Below are 15,271 nucleotides of genomic sequence, written 5' to 3' on the forward strand. Positions count from 1 at the left end.
CCATGACTCTCTACGACTACCTGTCGGCCAACTGGACGGATCTGCTCGCGCTGACACTGCAGCATATCTACCTGGTCGGGAGCGCCGTCGGCTGCGCCATCCTGGTCGGCGTGCCGGCCGGCATCCTGGTCAGCCGCCACGAATGGCTGGCCGGGCCGCTGCTGGGCATCGCGACCGTCGTGCTGACGCTGCCTTCCATTGCCCTCTTCGGCCTGATGATCCCGCTGCTGTCGAGGTTCGGCGCCGGCATCGGCGCGGTGCCGGCCGTCATCGCCGTGTTCCTGTATTCGTTATTGCCCATCATGCGCAACACCTACCTGGCGCTGCACAACGTCAGCCCCGGGATCAAGGAAGCCGGCATCGGCATCGGCATGACGTTCTGGCAGCGGCTGCGGCTGGTGGATCTTCCGCTCGCGGTACCGGTCATCCTGGGCGGCGTGCGTACCGCCGTGGTCATGAACATCGGCGTCATGACCATCGCCGCGGTCATCGGAGCGGGCGGGCTGGGCACGCTGATCCTGCGTGCCATCGGCCAGAGCAACATGATGAAACTGCTGGTGGGCGCCGTGCTGGTCAGCCTGCTGGCCATCGCCGCCGATTTCGCGCTGCAGGCCTTGCAGCGACTGCTGACTTCGAAGGGGTTACAAAAGCCATGATCGAACTGGACAAACTGACCAAGACTTTCATCCAGAAAGACGGCAAGCCGTTCAATGCGGTCGACGCGGTCAGCCTTAACGTCGAGGAAGGCGAATTCTGCGTGTTCCTGGGCCCCTCCGGCTGCGGCAAGACCACCACGCTGAAGATGATCAACCGCCTGATCGCACCGTCGTCCGGCCGCGTGCTGGTCGACGGCCACGACACCATGGCAATGGATGAGGTCGAGCTGCGCCGCCACATCGGCTACGTCATCCAGCAGATCGGCCTGTTCCCCAACATGACGATAGAAGAGAACATCACCATCGTCCCCCGCCTGCTGGGCTGGGACCGGAAACGCTGCCGCGAACGCGCGGCGGAACTGATGTCCATGGTCGCGCTGGACCCGAAAATCTACATGAAGCGCTATCCCCGCGAGTTGTCCGGCGGTCAGCAGCAGCGCATCGGCGTGATCCGCGCCCTGGCCGCCGATCCGCCGGTAATGCTGATGGACGAGCCGTTCGGCGCGGTGGACCCGATCAATCGCGAATCCATCCAGAATGAATTTTTCCAGATGCAGCGCGCGTTGAAAAAGACGGTGATCATGGTCAGCCACGACATCGACGAAGCGATCAAGCTGGGCGACAAGATCGCGGTCTTCCGGCGCGGCAGGCTGGTGCAGTACGACCATCCCGATACCCTGCTGGCACACCCGCGGGATGAATTCGTCGGCGCTTTCGTCGGCCAGGACGCCACACTCAAGCGCCTGCTGCTGGTCAAGGCGGGCGACGCCGCCACGCAGCCCGGCACCGCGCACGCCGAGACGCCGCTGGCCGATGCCTATCGGGACATGGAAGAGAACGACAACGGGCACCTGACCATCGTCGGCGCCGACAATCGCGCACTGGGCTTCGTGCAGCGTCGCGTCGCGCGCGGCGGCCAGGGGACCTGCGGCCAGCACCTTCGCGACTTCTCGGCCACGGTCGCGCCGGACGACAATCTGCGGGTGGTGCTGTCGCGGATGTACCAGTACAACTCATCCTGGATGCCCGTGATCGACGCGGACAACGGCTACGTCGGCGAGGTCACGCAGGATTCGATCGCGAATTACCTGAGCTCTGGCCGGTCGCGCCATCGGACGGGGCAGATCGCCACCTCCTGGCAGACCTCGGCGCAGGCGTAGCGGCGGGCTCAATGCGCGCTGGCTCGCGCGTAGAAGCCTTCCCTCGCCAGCAGCGCTTCATGCGTGCCGGCCTGGGCCAGCCGCCCTTCCTGCAATACCAGGATCAGGTCGGCCTCGCGGATGGTGGACAGGCGATGAGCGATAACCAGGGTCGTGCGATGCTGCATCAGCAGTTGCAGCGAGCGCCGTATGCCCAGCTCCGACAGGGTATCCAGATGCGAGGTCGCCTCGTCGAGGATCAGCACCGGCGCATTCTTGAGGAAGGCGCGCGCGATGGATATCCGCTGGCGCTGGCCGCCCGACAATTGCATGCCGCGTTCGCCCACCCTGGTCGCCAGGCCGTCGGGCAAGGCGCGCACGAAGTCGGTCAGGGCAGCCTGTTCCAGCGCCGTGCGCAGGTCGTCATCGCTGGCGTCCGGCCGCGCGAGCCGGATATTCGCTTCCAGCGTGTCGTTGAACAGATAGGTGTCCTGGGTGACCAGCGCCACGCACTCGCGCAAACCGTCCAGCTCCAGTTCGCGCACGTCGACGCCGCCCACGCGTATCGTCCCTTGAACGGGATCCCAGAAACGCAGCAGCAGGCTGGCGACCGTGCTCTTGCCGGCGCCGGATGGGCCGACGATGGCCGCCATGGCGCCCGCCGGCACGTTGAAGCCCAGATCCTTCAAGGTGTACTCCCGCATGCCGGGATAGGCGAAGCTGACGTGATCGAATTCCAGCGACAGGCCCGCGGCGGCCCGGGGCGCGGGACGCGGACCGTCGCGAACCGGCTCGGGCTCATGGTTGACGACGTGCAGCCGGCGTGACGCGGCGATGGTGTCCGCCAACTGCCGGCTGACCTGTGAGATCTCGGACACCGGCAGGAAGGTGGCCAGCGATATCAGGATCAACAGCGGCAGCATGCCGGCGTCCAGCGTGCCGGCCGCCACCTGCATCGCACCCACGACGGCGGCCGCAAGACCGCCCAGGCCCATCGCGACCTCGAAGCGTGCGGCTTGCCCCGAGAGATCGCGCAGGATGTCCAGACGGCGCCGGCCATAGCGTTCGGCCAGCGCCAGGAATTCCGCCCGTCGCCGCGCGGTGGCCTGGAACGCCGTCAGCTCGCCCAGGCCCTGGATGGTGTCGGTGGCATGCGCGCTCATTTCACCCAGCGCGGCGCGGGCCTTGTCGCCCAATGCATCCACGTGGCGGCGGCCGCGCACGGGGGCGAACAAGGCGTAGGCCAGGAAGGGGAGCAGCGTGAAGGCCACGGGCCAACTGAAGGCGAACAGGAAACCCAGCACGGTCAAGGGAACCAGCACCGCGACGATGGCCGGGGCGATGGTGTGCGCGTAGAAGTACTCGATCATCTCCACGTCCTGGGTGGCCAGCGCGACAAGGTCGCCGGAGCGCCGGCGCAGCAGATACGCGGGCGCGAGCCGTTCCAGCTTGTCGTAAAGGTTCACGCGCATGTCGCCCAGCAGGCGATAGGCCATGGCATGGGCGAGCCAGGACTCCAGCCAGTGGAACAGCGCGGCCAATGGCGCGGCGATCAGCAGCGCGATGATCAGGGTGCCGGGATCCCGGCCGTCGCGCACAGCGGCCACGACCAATGCGCTCAGCACACCGACGCCGATATACGCCGCCACGCGGGCGACGCCAAGCACGATGGTGGTGGCCAGCGTCCCGCGCCAGGGCCGCACGACGGCCAGCAGGGTGGCCACGGTCGCGCGCCAGCCGACGTGCCGCGCGTCTTCGTCGAGCGCGCGCGGTTCCGGGGGCGATTGCGTGACCGTGTTGTTCTGCGGCGCGGTGCCGGCCTGCGGGCCCGCGTCCGGGCCGGGACGAGCCGTGATGCTCGCCGCGCCGCTCCTTGCCGCCGATTCCTTCTGACGGCGCGCCTCGTCCTGTTCGCGCATCAGCGCGTAGTACAGCCCGCCCCGCGCCATCAGTTCGGCATGCGCGCCCCCTTCCGCCACCTTGCCGGCATCCAGCACCAGGCAGCGGTCCGCGCCCAGCACGCTTGCCAGGCGATGCGCCAGGATCAGCGTGGTCCGGCCGGCCATCAGACGGTCCAGCGCCTGCTGGATGATGGCTTCGTTCTCGGTATCCACCGACGATAGCGCCTCGTCCAGGATCAGGATGGGCGCATCGCGCAGCAGCGCGCGCGCGATCGCCAGGCGCTGGCGTTGGCCGCCCGACAGTTGCAGCCCACGCTCGCCGATGTGCGTGGCGTAGCCGTCGGGCAGCGCCATGATGAAGTCGTCGATATTGGCGGCGCGGGCCGCGGCGCGGACCTGCTCGGGCGTGGCGTCGTGCCTGCCCAGCCGCAGGTTGTCGTCCAGCGTGCCATGGAACAGGGTGATGTCCTGGCTGACCACCGCGATGCGCGACAGCAGGGCCTGCGGGTCCAGATCCCTTACGTCGTGGCCGCCCACGCGCACGGCGCCGTGCTGCGCCACGCATTCCCGCAGCAGCAATCGCACGATCGTCGACTTGCCGGCGCCGCTCGGACCGACGATCCCCACCCGCTCGCCCGCCGCGATGCGAAAGCTCAGGCCGCGATGCGCGGCGCGCTGCGGCGTATAAGAAAAGCTGACGTCATCGAACTCGATACTGGGGCGTAAGTCCGCCGCGCCGATACCCGCGCCGCCGGCTTGCGCCGCGGCGGAGCCGGCATTCGACGCGGCCAGGGCCGTTGCGCCGGATTCCGCATCCGTCAGGGCGTGGATGCTGGCAGCCGCCGATTGCCCCAGCATGCCCCGGTGCAACACCGCCCGCAGATCCCGCAGGGGCCGGAAAATCTCGGTACCGGCCATCAGCACGATCAGCAGCGCCTCCACGCTCATCGTGCCATGGCCGACGCGCCACGCGCCCAAGGTCAGCGCCAGCGCCGCGCCCAAGGCCACGCCCAGATCGCTGATCCCGCGCGTCAGCAGGCTCACCGACAGCACCCACATCGTGCCGTCGGACAAGCGGCGCGCCCGCTCGGCCAGCCGGCGCCCCCAGGACTTGCCCTGGCCGAAGGATTTCAGCGTGGGCAAGCCCTGCACCGCATCCAGGAAATCCTCGCCGAAATCCTGCAGCGACCTGGCGCGCTCGAGGCTGGCGCGCCGGTCCAGCATATGCACCGCCATGGGCCCCACCAGGGCGAAGATCGCCGCCGCCAGCAGCACCAGCGCCGTGGGGACGTCCCAGAACGCGATGACGGCGAAGATGGCGAAGGGCGCCGCGGCGGCGATCGCCACTTGCGGAAGATACTGGCCGAAAAAGGTCTGCAACTGCTCGACGCCATCGACCACCGTCAGCATCACGCCGCCGGTGCGCTGGTTGGCGAACCATGCCGGCCCCAGCGCAACGATGCGGTCATACAGCTTCGCGCGCAGCACCTGCTGCACGGTGGCGGCGCAGCGGTTGGCCTGGACGGTACGGCCATGGTCCAGCACAGCGCGCAAGAGCACCAGCGCCGCGGCGGCGGCAGCCGGCCGGATCCAGCTTTGCCACGGATCGCCGGCGAACACGCGCGCCAGCATCTGGCCCAGGAACACGTAGCGGCCGATGCCGGCGGCCAGCGCCAGCAGGCCCAATAGGATGCCGCCGGCCAGTTGCGCCCGCATACCGCGCGTCAACCGCCACAACCGAAAATCGAAATACATCGCGCCCGCCCCTTTCCCTTGCTCTTCACGTACCGGGATTGTGGCTTTGCCCGGGGGTACTGGACTAGTGATAGTTTTTCGATCCTGGGTAGAGTTAAATTACACCCATGTCGAACCTGCCTTTCCGCACCCCACCGCTGGCCGCGCTGCGCGCCTTCGAAGCCGTCGCCCGGCTGGGCAGCCTGAGCCGCGCGGCGGCGGAATTGAACGTGACCAAGAGCGCCGTGAGCCATCAGCTGCGCGGGCTGGAAGCCGATCTGGGGGTGGTGCTACTGCGGCGCGGGGGCACCACCCGCCGCGCGGAACCCACCGAGGCGGGCGCGGACCTGTTGGCCGCCGTGCAACAGGCCCTGACCCTGCTGTCCACCGCGTGCCGCAACGTACGGGCCACGTCCCTCGGACGGCAGGCGCATCGCGTGAACGTTTCGGCGAACCCTTCGCTGGCCGCGCTATGGCTGGCGCCGCGCATCGGCCGCTTCGCCGAGCTGCACCCGGAGATCGACGTGCAGGTGTATCTGCACGCCAACCACGATCCGGCATGGCAAGAACAAGGCATCGATCTCGCGTTTCTTCATGTCGGCGACGAAGGACCGAACCGTCCGGCGCCTGGCGACATCCCTCTGATCAGAGAGACCGTGATACCGGTGTGCAGCCCGAACCTGATCCCCGAGGCGCAGCGCGATGACCCCGCGGTATTCGCGCGCCATCGCTGGCTGGAGGAAAAACACGTTGCCAGTCCCGAGACCAGCTGGCGCACCTGGCGCAAGCGTTTGAAGCTGAACCGCGCACAATGGCAGGATCCGCTGATCCTGAGCGGGCTCAGCACGGTGGTGTCCGCCGCCGTGGCGGGCGCGGGCATCGCGCTGGGCAGATCGCCGCTGATCGATGAAGAGCTCGCGCGGGGCGGACTGGTGCCTTTGGCGCCGGCGCTGCGCATGGCGGGATCGTGGGGCTACGTGATGCGCATGCGGCCAGATCGACGGGACGATGCCGCGCTGCCGGTGCTGGTGGAGTTCCTGCTGAACGAAGGGCGACAACCGGCATTTTGCCCACCATGGCCGCGGGAATGACGGTTGCGCCCCATCCGGTGTCCCTCACCAACGATATGGAGCACCGCCATGACTGACGATCGTCCCATGGAAGATCCCACCCGCACCGCGCCCCCCGAGCCTTCCACGAAAAGCCAGGTCGACATCGCCAACGATGTGCAGGACGGTTTGCGCGAATCCCAGGACAGGACCAAAGGCCGCGCGCCGACCGCCGGCGGCAAGGCGACACAGTTCGACGGCAATCCCAACCCGGAAAGCGACGGCGAAGGCAGCGTGTTCAGTCCGCCGGACGACACCCCTTCCGTACTGCCCAAAAAAGAAGGCACCTGACGCTGCACGATGAGCAGGCGCCGCGCACAGTGCCTGCTTTTACGCGGCGCGCCACATCCCTGCGCTGATGCCTACCCCATCCTGACGGTATTCACCTCCGGGATTCATTGGCAGACTCACGTCGCCCACGCGCGCCCGACGGCATGCCGCTTGCGCCCACCGCGGCGCGTAACGTCCACACACTGCATGGGAGACCGCAATGCGCGCACTACGCTGGCATGGCAAGCACGACATCCGCTGCGACACTGTCCCGGATCCGCAGATCGAACACCCGCGCGATGCCATCGTGAAGGTGTCGTGCTGCGCCATCTGCGGCTCGGACCTGCACCTGTTCGACGGCTTCATGCCCGGCATGAAGCACGGCGACATCATGGGGCACGAATTCATGGGCGAGGTGATGGAAGTCGGCACGGAGAACAAGGCGCTCAAGCCGGGCGACCGCGTCGTCGTCCCTTTCACCATCATCTGCGGCGAATGCGACCAATGCAAACGCGGCAACTTTTCCGTTTGCGAGCGCAGCAACCGCAACAAGGCCCAGGCCGACAAGCTCTTCGGCCACACCACCGCGGGCCTGTTCGGCTACACCCACCTGACGGGCGGCTACGCGGGCGGCCAGGCGGAATACGTGCGCGTGCCTTTCGCCGACAGGACGCATATCCGGATTCCCGACGGCTTGAGCGATGAGCAGGTGCTCTTCCTCGGCGATATCTTCCCCACCGGATGGCAGGCGGCCGCGCAGTGCGATATCGAACCCACGGATACGGTGGCCATCTGGGGCGCCGGCCCGGTGGGACAGATGGCCATCCGCAGCGCGGTCCTGCTGGGCGCCAGGCAGGTGGTCGCCATCGATCGCGTGCCGGAGCGTCTGGCGATGGCTCGCGCAGGCGGCGCCATCACGATCGACTTCGACGAGGAAAGCGTGCTGGACCGCCTGCGCGACCTGACGCAGGGCAAAGGCCCGGAAAAATGCATCGACGCGGTGGGCATGGAATCGCATGCCACGCGTTCCATCGACGCCATGTACGACCGCGCCAAGCAGGCCGTCATGCTGGAAAGCGACCGGCCGCACGTCCTGCGCGAGATGATCTACGTCTGCCGGCCCGCCGGAGTACTGTCCATCCCGGGCGTGTACGGCGGGCTTATCGACAAGATCCCCTTCGGCGCGGCGATGAACAAGGGCCTGACCTGGCGCATGGGCCAGACTCACGTCAATCGCTGGACGGACGACCTGCTCAAGCGCATCGCCGAAGGACAGATCGATCCGTCGTTCGTGATCACGCACCGCGTCAGCCTGGAAGACGGACCGGACATGTACAAAACCTTCCGCGATAAAGAAGACGGTTGCATCAAGGTGGTGTTGAGGCCCTGACGCCGGATGGCACGCGTCCTCAACGCGACGACACCGCCCCCGCGCCGCCGGCCGCTTCCCATCCTCCGCCCAGCGCCTTGTACAGCGCCACGAGATCCGTCGTGACGCGCACCGTCGCGTCCGCCATCTGGATACGGCTGTTGGATAGCTGGCGTTCCGTATCCAGCACATCGATGAAGCTGTTCAGGCCGTTCACATAACCGTCGCGCGCAAGATCGAAGGCGCGCCGGTTCGCATCCAGCACGGTCGATAGCGTGTCCCGGCGTGCCTGGTCGGTGCGGTACCTGACCAGGGCGTTATCGACGTCGTGCAGCGCCGACAGCACCGTCTGCCGATAGGCGAGCACGGCCGCCGCCTGGTCGGCGCGCGCCATGGCGATCTGCGCCCGCAGCGCCCCGCCCTGGAAGATCGGCAGGCTGACCTGCGGCCCGATCGAATAGAAATGGCTGGCCCAGCGCGTCAGATAGCTGGCCTCGGTCGCGCGCAGGCCGATGCTGCCGGTCAGGGATAGATCGGGAAACAGTTGCGCGATCGATGCGCCGACCTGGGCCGTGGCCGCATGCAGGTCCGCTTCGGCGCGGCGGATGTCGGGGCGGCGGCGGGCCAGGCTGGCCGGCAGCCCCACGGGTACGGCAGGCGGCACCGGCGGCACCGCCCCCGGCGTGGAAAGCTCGGCGTCCAGCGTGCCCGGCGGTGCGCCGATCAACAGGGCCAGGCCGTTCAGCGCCGTCGTGGCCTGCTGCTCGTACAAGGGCAACTGCGACCGCGACGCGCCCAATTGCGCCTGCGCGCGCTCCACATCCGTCTGGCTGGCAAGTCCGGCCCGTTGCCGGCTGCGTGTCAGGTCCAGGACTTCCTGGTCTTCGCGGATCTGGTCGCCGACGATGCGGGCCAGCAGCTGCGCGCCGCGCAGCTGCGCATAGGTCTGCGCGACTTCGGCCTCCAGCGAGACCAACGCATCGTTGCGCGCCTCGATCGCCGATTCGGTTTGCGCGTTCGCGGCCTCGGCCGTGCGGCGCACGCGGCCGAACAGGTCCAGTTCCCAGCTGGCATCGAAGCCGATCTGGTACAGGTTGACGGGGTCCTCGATCTTGTCGATCAGCGATTTCCCGGCGGCGCTTGCCGCCGCGCCGGCCCCCGGCGCCACACTGTCCAGCGGGGATCCCGGCGCCCCCAGGCGATCGAGCTTCTGCGGCACGCCGCGCGATTCCAGCATGCCTTTGGCGCCGAGCTGCTGGTAGGTGTAGCTGCCATTGGCATTCAGCTGAGGCAGGGCTTGCGCGCCGGCGACGCGGGCCTGGGCACGCGATGCCGCGATGCGTTGCACGGCCTGCTGCAGGTCGAGATTACCCGCGATGGCGCGGTCGATCAGCGCATCCAGTTGCGCGTCGTTGAAACGCCGCCACCAGCGCGGATCCGGATCCGCATCGTCCACGACGGAGGCTCCCTCGGCCGCGTGCACGCGGCCACGATCGGCGTAGGCCGCCGGCACCTGGGGATCCGGCTCGTGGAAATCGGGCCCGACGGTGCAGGCGCTGCATAACAGTACCGCCCCGATGGCAAGTAAGCCCCGCATCAATGCCCTCCCGGCTTGCCCGACGCACGGGTTGGCGAAAACAAAAAGGTCAATGGAATAAAGCACCACGCGAATATTCCGCAGATGGCGAATACGTCGATATAGGCCAGTATCGTGGCCTGCGAAACGAACATCCGGTACATCTGCCCGGTGGCCGCCTGCGCCGCGTCGCCCGCCACCCCGGCGTAGTCGCGCAAAGCCCGCGCCACGTGGTCCAGCGTGTCCTGGTAAGGCTGGTACAGGGGCGTCATAGTGTGGGAAAGGTGTGCCATGCGTGCCTGCGTGCGCTCCCGTATGCCCGCCGTCGCCAGCGAGATTCCGATCGACCCGGCAATATTGCGGAACATGGTGAACAACGCAGCGGCATCGTCGTTCATTGCCTGCGGCAGGCTGACGTAAGCCAGCGTGCTGGTGGGCACGAACAGGAATGCCAGCGCGAACGACTGCGCCATGCGCATCAGCACCAGGGTGTTGAAATCGATTTCCGGCACCAGGTGGCGCGAATAGAACAACGCCGCGCCCAACAGCAGGAAGCCGACCGCGATAAGGTGCCGCGTCTGCACCAGCGGCATGATCTTGCCCACCACCGGAATCATGAAAGTAATCAGCAAGGCTCCCGGGGACAGCAGCAGGCCGGCCAGGGTCGCCGTATAGCCCAGGTGCTGCTGCGCCAGCTGCGGCAATAGCACCGAACTGCCGTACAGGACGCCGGCGAAGGCCGCGATGGTGATGCATCCCAAAGCGAAATTGCGGTCCTTCATGACGCGCAGGTCCACCACCGGCCGGCGCGCGGCCAGCAGCCAGGCGATGGCACCCGATATGCCCAGGGCCGCCAGCACGGCGAACACGCGGATGAAGCCGGAGCTGAACCAGTCTTCGTCCTCGCCGCGATCCAGCATTACCTGCAGGCAGCCCAATCCCAGCGCGATCAGGCCGATGCCGGGCAGATCGATATGCAGTTTCGATAGGGGCGTCGGCTTCTGCCAGGGCGGGTCCTCCACCACCTGCATGACCGCCAGCGCGGTAAGGATGCCGACCGGCACGTTGATCAGGAAGACCCAGCGCCAGGAAAAATTGTCGGTGATCCAGCCGCCCAGCGTGGGCCCGAGCACGGGCGCCACCACGATCGCGACGGCCGATACCGAGAACGCCCGGCCGCGCTGCGAGGGTTCGAAGGTATCCAGGATGATGGATTGCTGGCTGGGCTGCAAACCGCCGCCGAAGAAGCCTTGCAGCATGCGGAACACGATCAGTTCGCCCAGGTTCGTCGCCACGCCGCACAGGAAGGAACAACAAGTGAAGGCGACGATGCAGATCAGGAAGTAGCGCTTGCGTCCCAGGGTGCGCGCCAGGAAACCGGAAATCGGCAGGACCACGCCGTTTGCCACCAGATACGAGGTCAGCGTCCAGGTCGCTTCGTCATAGCTGGCCGACATGGTGCCGGCGATGTGCGGCAGCGATACGTTGACGATGGTGGTGTCCAGCACCTCCATGAAAGCCGCCAGCGTGACCGACACCGCGATCAGCCATGGGTTGGCGCTGGGACGCCAGGTCGAGGCGGATGCCGTGGCGCCGCTCATTTCACGTGCACCGTCGGTGTGACCGACAAGCCCAGCGGCAAGGGAAGCGAGGGGTCCAGGCCGTCGTCGATGACGATCTTGACCGGCACGCGCTGGACGATTTTCACGAAGTTGCCAGTCGCGTTCTCGGCCGGAAAGGCGGAAAACCGCGAGCCCGAGCCAAGCTGCACGCTATCGACATGGCCGCGCAGCCTCAGCTGCGGGTAAGCATCCACCTCGATCTGCACGGGATCGCCCGGACGTATCCGCTCCAGCTGCGTTTCCTTGTAGTTGGCGGCGATCCACACCGTGGAAGGCACCAGCGCGAACAGCGACATGCCGGCCTGCACCAGCTTGCCCTCCTGCACGTTGCGCCGGGTCACCCAGCCGTCGACCGGCGCGCGCACCTCGGTATACGACAGGTTCAGTTCAGCCTGTTCCAGCTGCGCCTGGGCCGCGCGCACCTGCGCCTGCCGCGATTCGACCAGGGCGCGGGCCTCGGCGATCTGCTGCGGGACCACGCTGGCCGCCTTGACCTCCGACCGCGCCCGCGCCACGTTCGCCAACGCGGTACGCATCTGCGCCGTCGCCGTATCGACGTTCTGCTGGCTGGTGGCGCGCGGGTCCACGTTGTGCTGGCGCCGGTAGCTGGCGCGCGCGTTGGTCAAATCGGCCTGCGCGGCCTGCTCCTGCGCCTGGGCCTGTGCAAGCTGCGCGGGGTATTGGACCTCTGCCAGCGCCAGCTGGGTCTGGGCCTGGTGCAACTGCGCGTCGGCCAGCGCCCGTTGCGCGCGCGCCTGGTCGCGCGCGGCGATGTAATCGCGCGGATCGATGCGCAGCAGCAGGTCGCCGCGATGCACGCGCGTGTTGTCGCCTACGCGCAGATCGACGACATAACCGCCCACCTTGGGCGCGATGGTGACCGCATCCCCCTCCGTGTAGGCATCGTCGGTGGAAATATCGTTACGGGTCAGGAACCACCATATGGCCCCCACGATGCCCAGGAGCACGACAACGACGATAAGAATGATCAGCGGCTTCCTGCTGCGGTGCCGCTGGCCATCTGCTGTCCCGCCGTGTCCGTCCCCGCCCTGGCGGGAATCGTCGTCCTTGCCGTTCGCTCCTTCCTGGGCGCTTTTGCTTTTTGCGCCGTTTTTGCCGTTTTCGCCTGCTTCGCCGCCCTCGGCGGGCGCGCGTGCTTCACGTCCTTGCTGGGATGGATCTGTCATACGGAATGTGCCATGGGTTGAGCACGCCGCGATAGCAAGGACCGTGCCTTTCGCGCCCAACTTTTCCCGTGGCATGATAGGCGCCTCGCATTCGACAGCGCCTATCCCTTTCCGATATGTCCAACCTGATCGTGCACGGCGGCCTTCCTCTACGCGGCGAGATCGTGCCGTCCGCCAACAAGAACGCCGTCCTGCCCATCCTGTGCGCCACCCTGCTGACCGACCGGCCCCTGCGTCTGGTCGGGGTACCCGAGATCACCGACGTCAGGAAGATCCTGGATATCTTCCGCACGCTGGGTAGCGACGTGTCCGTCGACTTCGCCACCGGCATCCTCGACCTGCATCACCGCGCGACCGCATTCGATCCGGCGGTGCACAAGCTGCCGGAGGAAATGCGTTCCTCCATCATGCTGGTGCCGCCGCTATTGGCTCGGTTCGGCGTGGCGCGGCTGGAGAACGACGTAAAAGGGTGCACGCTCGGCGTGCGAGAGATCGACCCGCACGTCGAGGTGTTCGAGCGCTTCGGCGCCACCATCGAACGGACGCCGGATTCGCTCATCGTGCGCGCGGCCGGCCGCATGGTGGCCAATCATCATTGGCTGGACTATGCGTCCGTAACGACCACCGAAAACTTCGTGCTCTGCGCGGTATCCGCCGGCGGCACATCGACCCTGGTCAACGCGGCATCCGAACCGCACGTGCAGGAGTTTTGCCGTTTCCTGTCGATGCTGGGCGCCTCCATCGATGGTATCGGCACATCTCGCCTGGCCGTGGAAGGCGGCAGCGGGCTGGGCGGCGGCGAATTCCGCTTCAGCGAGGACTTCCACGAAATCGCGACCTTCCTGGCGCTGGGCGCGATTACCGGCGGCGATATCGCCGTCAGGAATACCGCACCCGAACAGTTCCCGCTGATCGACCGGACTTTCGCGAAGTTCGGCGTGGACGTGGAGCATCGCGATGGCTGGTCGCACGCCCGCCGCGAAGGCCCGTTGCGCGTACGCAAGCCCTTCACGCAGAACATCCTGACCAAGGTCGAGGCGGCACCGTGGCCCTACCTGCCGGTCGACCTGCTGCCGATTTTCATTGCGCTGGGCGTCCAGGCCGAAGGCAGCGCGATGTTCTGGAACAAGGTATACGACGGCGCCATGGGATGGTCCGTCGAGCTCTCCAAGTTCGGCGCACACGTTTTCCTGTCCGACCCGCACCGCCTGATCACCTTCGGTGGACTCCGCCTGAGTCCGGCCAAGGTCGAAAGCCCTTACATCATCCGCGTTGCCATCGCGCTGCTGATGGTCGCCGCGAGTATCGAGGGTCGTTCCGAAATCACCAATGCGCTGCCCATCCGGCGCGCCCATCCCGACTTCGTGGAGAACCTCAGGTCAGTCGGGGCGAATGTCGAATGGACCAAAAGCGAATAAGACGGGTATTTCCGCAGAACGCCAAGCGGGCCGCCCGCGTCCATGCCGGCGCGGCGCCGGCTCCGGTGGCCCGCATCGCGAGGCCGTGCTGAACCGGCAAGCCGGTTCAGCCCTGGAACGGCATGTTGTCGGTGTCGCCGAATTTCATGTGCGCCAGCCCGCTCGGATCGCCATCGGCGCCCGCCGCCATATTGGGTTGGGCTGCATTGCTTTCCTTTTGTGCCGTGAAGGGCCGGTTATCCATTTCTTCGTTGCTGTTCATTCCCGCGGCGCGGGCTGCGCGCAGCTCCTGCACCACCTGATCGCGGGTCACATTGCTGTATTGCTTGCCGTAGACGCCCTGGAAGGGTGTGGTCTGCGCCTGCGCGACGCCCATGGCGGCGGCCGATAGAATCAAGGCGGAAACAATAGTCGTGGCTTTCATGGCGTACTCCTCGTCCGGTTGGGTCAGCGATGACCCTGCGGCGGTGCCGATGCGGTTCGCTGCCCTTCTGTATGGCGAGGATTCTGCGCGCGCGCGGCCCCCGGATAAACCCTAGCAGCGCAAATCAATTTTTCACAAAGCGGGGTAATCCGGCCGCGCGATGACAACGCCGTGAAACGTCATCGGCGCGCGGGCCCGCCGCCCGATTTCCTGCCACCGGGAAACGCGGCGCGAAGCGCCGCATGCACGCTGTCCAGCGGCCTGCGTCCATCGTCCCTGGGCCGCACCGCGTCGGCCATCCAGGGATGGGCGAGCGCCACGACATCGGCGCCCGATTCATACGCGGCGTCGGCCGCCAGCGCCGTACGGGCCAGCGCCGCCGGCACATCGCCCTGCAGGTACAAATCCCATATTTCAGGAATATGAAGGACCGTCACCGTCGACCCGGCGGCGGGCGCGTGGGCTTCGAACAGGCGCCGGACCGCATCCACGGCGGACGCGGCGGCGCAGATCACCGTGACGTCGCCGCCCTGCTCCATCGCGGCTTGCGCGAGCGATTTATCGGCGCGTATGACCGGCACGCCCATGGTCGCCGTTTCATCGACCGCGCTCCCGAGCATGGCGCACGTCACGATAACGGCGTCGGCCTGGGCGGCCAACGACCGCAGGCAAGCCTGGATCCGCGCCCGCGGCGCCTGCCCACCCTCGCGCTGCATGGCCTCGCGCAAGTCGACGCGGATCTCATGCCGCAATGCGAGGGCTGATGGCCCAAAGGTGGCGGCGACACGGTCGAATACCGCTGGATTGGTCTCGATACTGTGCAAAAGGGCGATGCGCATTGCGGACTATCTCCTTGACGATGGCAG

The 15,271-nt window shown here is 67.0% G+C and carries 12 protein-coding genes; 6 read left to right on the forward strand and 6 right to left on the reverse strand.

Annotation, left to right across the window (positions count from 1 at the left end; all coding sequences use genetic code 11):
* The first annotated feature begins 2 nt into the window (after positions 1-2).
* The gene (locus ACO1P8_RS15205; RefSeq protein ID WP_486296724.1) at positions 3-656 is read left to right on the forward strand and encodes an ABC transporter permease; all 654 of its coding nucleotides are present in this window, start codon (positions 3-5) and stop codon (positions 654-656) included.
* Positions 653-1,816 carry an osmoprotectant ABC transporter ATP-binding protein OsmV gene (locus ACO1P8_RS15210; protein ID WP_486296725.1) on the forward strand — a complete coding sequence of 388 codons (1,164 nt, stop codon included), beginning with the start codon at positions 653-655 and terminating at the stop codon, positions 1,814-1,816. Before ACO1P8_RS15205 ends, ACO1P8_RS15210 begins: the two co-directional genes overlap by 4 nt.
* A gap of 8 nt (positions 1,817-1,824) precedes the next feature.
* On the opposite strand, the gene cydC is transcribed toward ACO1P8_RS15210, so the two are convergent.
* Positions 1,825-5,451 (reverse strand): thiol reductant ABC exporter subunit CydC, encoded by a 3,627-nt coding sequence (cydC, locus tag ACO1P8_RS15215; RefSeq protein WP_486296726.1) that lies wholly within the window; start codon positions 5,449-5,451, stop codon positions 1,825-1,827.
* Between the two features lie 107 nt (positions 5,452-5,558).
* Between cydC and ACO1P8_RS15220 the strand changes: the two genes are divergently transcribed.
* From ACO1P8_RS15220 to ACO1P8_RS15230, 3 genes are all read left to right on the forward strand, one after another.
* A complete protein-coding gene (locus ACO1P8_RS15220; RefSeq protein WP_486296727.1) occupies positions 5,559-6,521 on the forward strand; it encodes a LysR substrate-binding domain-containing protein in 963 nt (320 codons plus the stop codon).
* A 48-nt stretch (positions 6,522-6,569) separates the two neighbouring features.
* On the forward strand, positions 6,570-6,830 hold the full coding sequence (locus tag ACO1P8_RS15225; protein WP_486296728.1) for a hypothetical protein: 261 nt from the start codon (positions 6,570-6,572) through the stop codon (positions 6,828-6,830).
* A gap of 199 nt (positions 6,831-7,029) precedes the next feature.
* Positions 7,030-8,199, forward strand: a complete 1,170-nt coding sequence (locus tag ACO1P8_RS15230; protein WP_486296729.1) for a zinc-dependent alcohol dehydrogenase — start codon at positions 7,030-7,032, stop codon at positions 8,197-8,199.
* 19 nt (positions 8,200-8,218) lie between these two features.
* On the opposite strand, the gene ACO1P8_RS15235 is transcribed toward ACO1P8_RS15230, so the two are convergent.
* The 3 genes from ACO1P8_RS15235 to ACO1P8_RS15245 are packed head-to-tail and all read right to left on the reverse strand — an operon-like array spanning position 8,219 to position 12,563.
* Positions 8,219-9,775 (reverse strand): efflux transporter outer membrane subunit, encoded by a 1,557-nt coding sequence (locus ACO1P8_RS15235; RefSeq protein ID WP_486296730.1) that lies wholly within the window; start codon positions 9,773-9,775, stop codon positions 8,219-8,221.
* Positions 9,775-11,355, reverse strand: a complete 1,581-nt coding sequence (locus ACO1P8_RS15240) for a DHA2 family efflux MFS transporter permease subunit (RefSeq protein WP_486296731.1) — start codon at positions 11,353-11,355, stop codon at positions 9,775-9,777. The genes ACO1P8_RS15235 and ACO1P8_RS15240 overlap by 1 nt, the downstream gene beginning before the upstream one ends.
* Positions 11,352-12,563, reverse strand: a complete 1,212-nt coding sequence (locus ACO1P8_RS15245) for an HlyD family secretion protein (protein WP_486296732.1) — start codon at positions 12,561-12,563, stop codon at positions 11,352-11,354. Before ACO1P8_RS15245 ends, ACO1P8_RS15240 begins: the two co-directional genes overlap by 4 nt.
* Positions 12,564-12,679: 116 nt before the next feature.
* Here ACO1P8_RS15245 and ACO1P8_RS15250 point away from each other — a divergent pair, with 116 nt between their 5' ends.
* Positions 12,680-13,981, forward strand: coding sequence for a UDP-N-acetylglucosamine 1-carboxyvinyltransferase (locus ACO1P8_RS15250; RefSeq protein WP_486296733.1), 1,302 nt, complete (start codon positions 12,680-12,682; stop codon positions 13,979-13,981).
* 106 nt (positions 13,982-14,087) lie between these two features.
* Here ACO1P8_RS15250 and ACO1P8_RS15255 read toward each other — a convergent pair whose 3' ends face one another.
* Positions 14,088-14,405, reverse strand: coding sequence for a DUF4148 domain-containing protein (locus ACO1P8_RS15255; protein ID WP_486296734.1), 318 nt, complete (start codon positions 14,403-14,405; stop codon positions 14,088-14,090).
* A 179-nt stretch (positions 14,406-14,584) separates the two neighbouring features.
* Positions 14,585-15,244, reverse strand: coding sequence for an arylsulfatase (locus ACO1P8_RS15260; protein ID WP_486296735.1), 660 nt, complete (start codon positions 15,242-15,244; stop codon positions 14,585-14,587).
* Positions 15,245-15,271: the final 27 nt, after the last annotated feature.

The organism is Bordetella sp. (genome assembly GCF_057362025.1).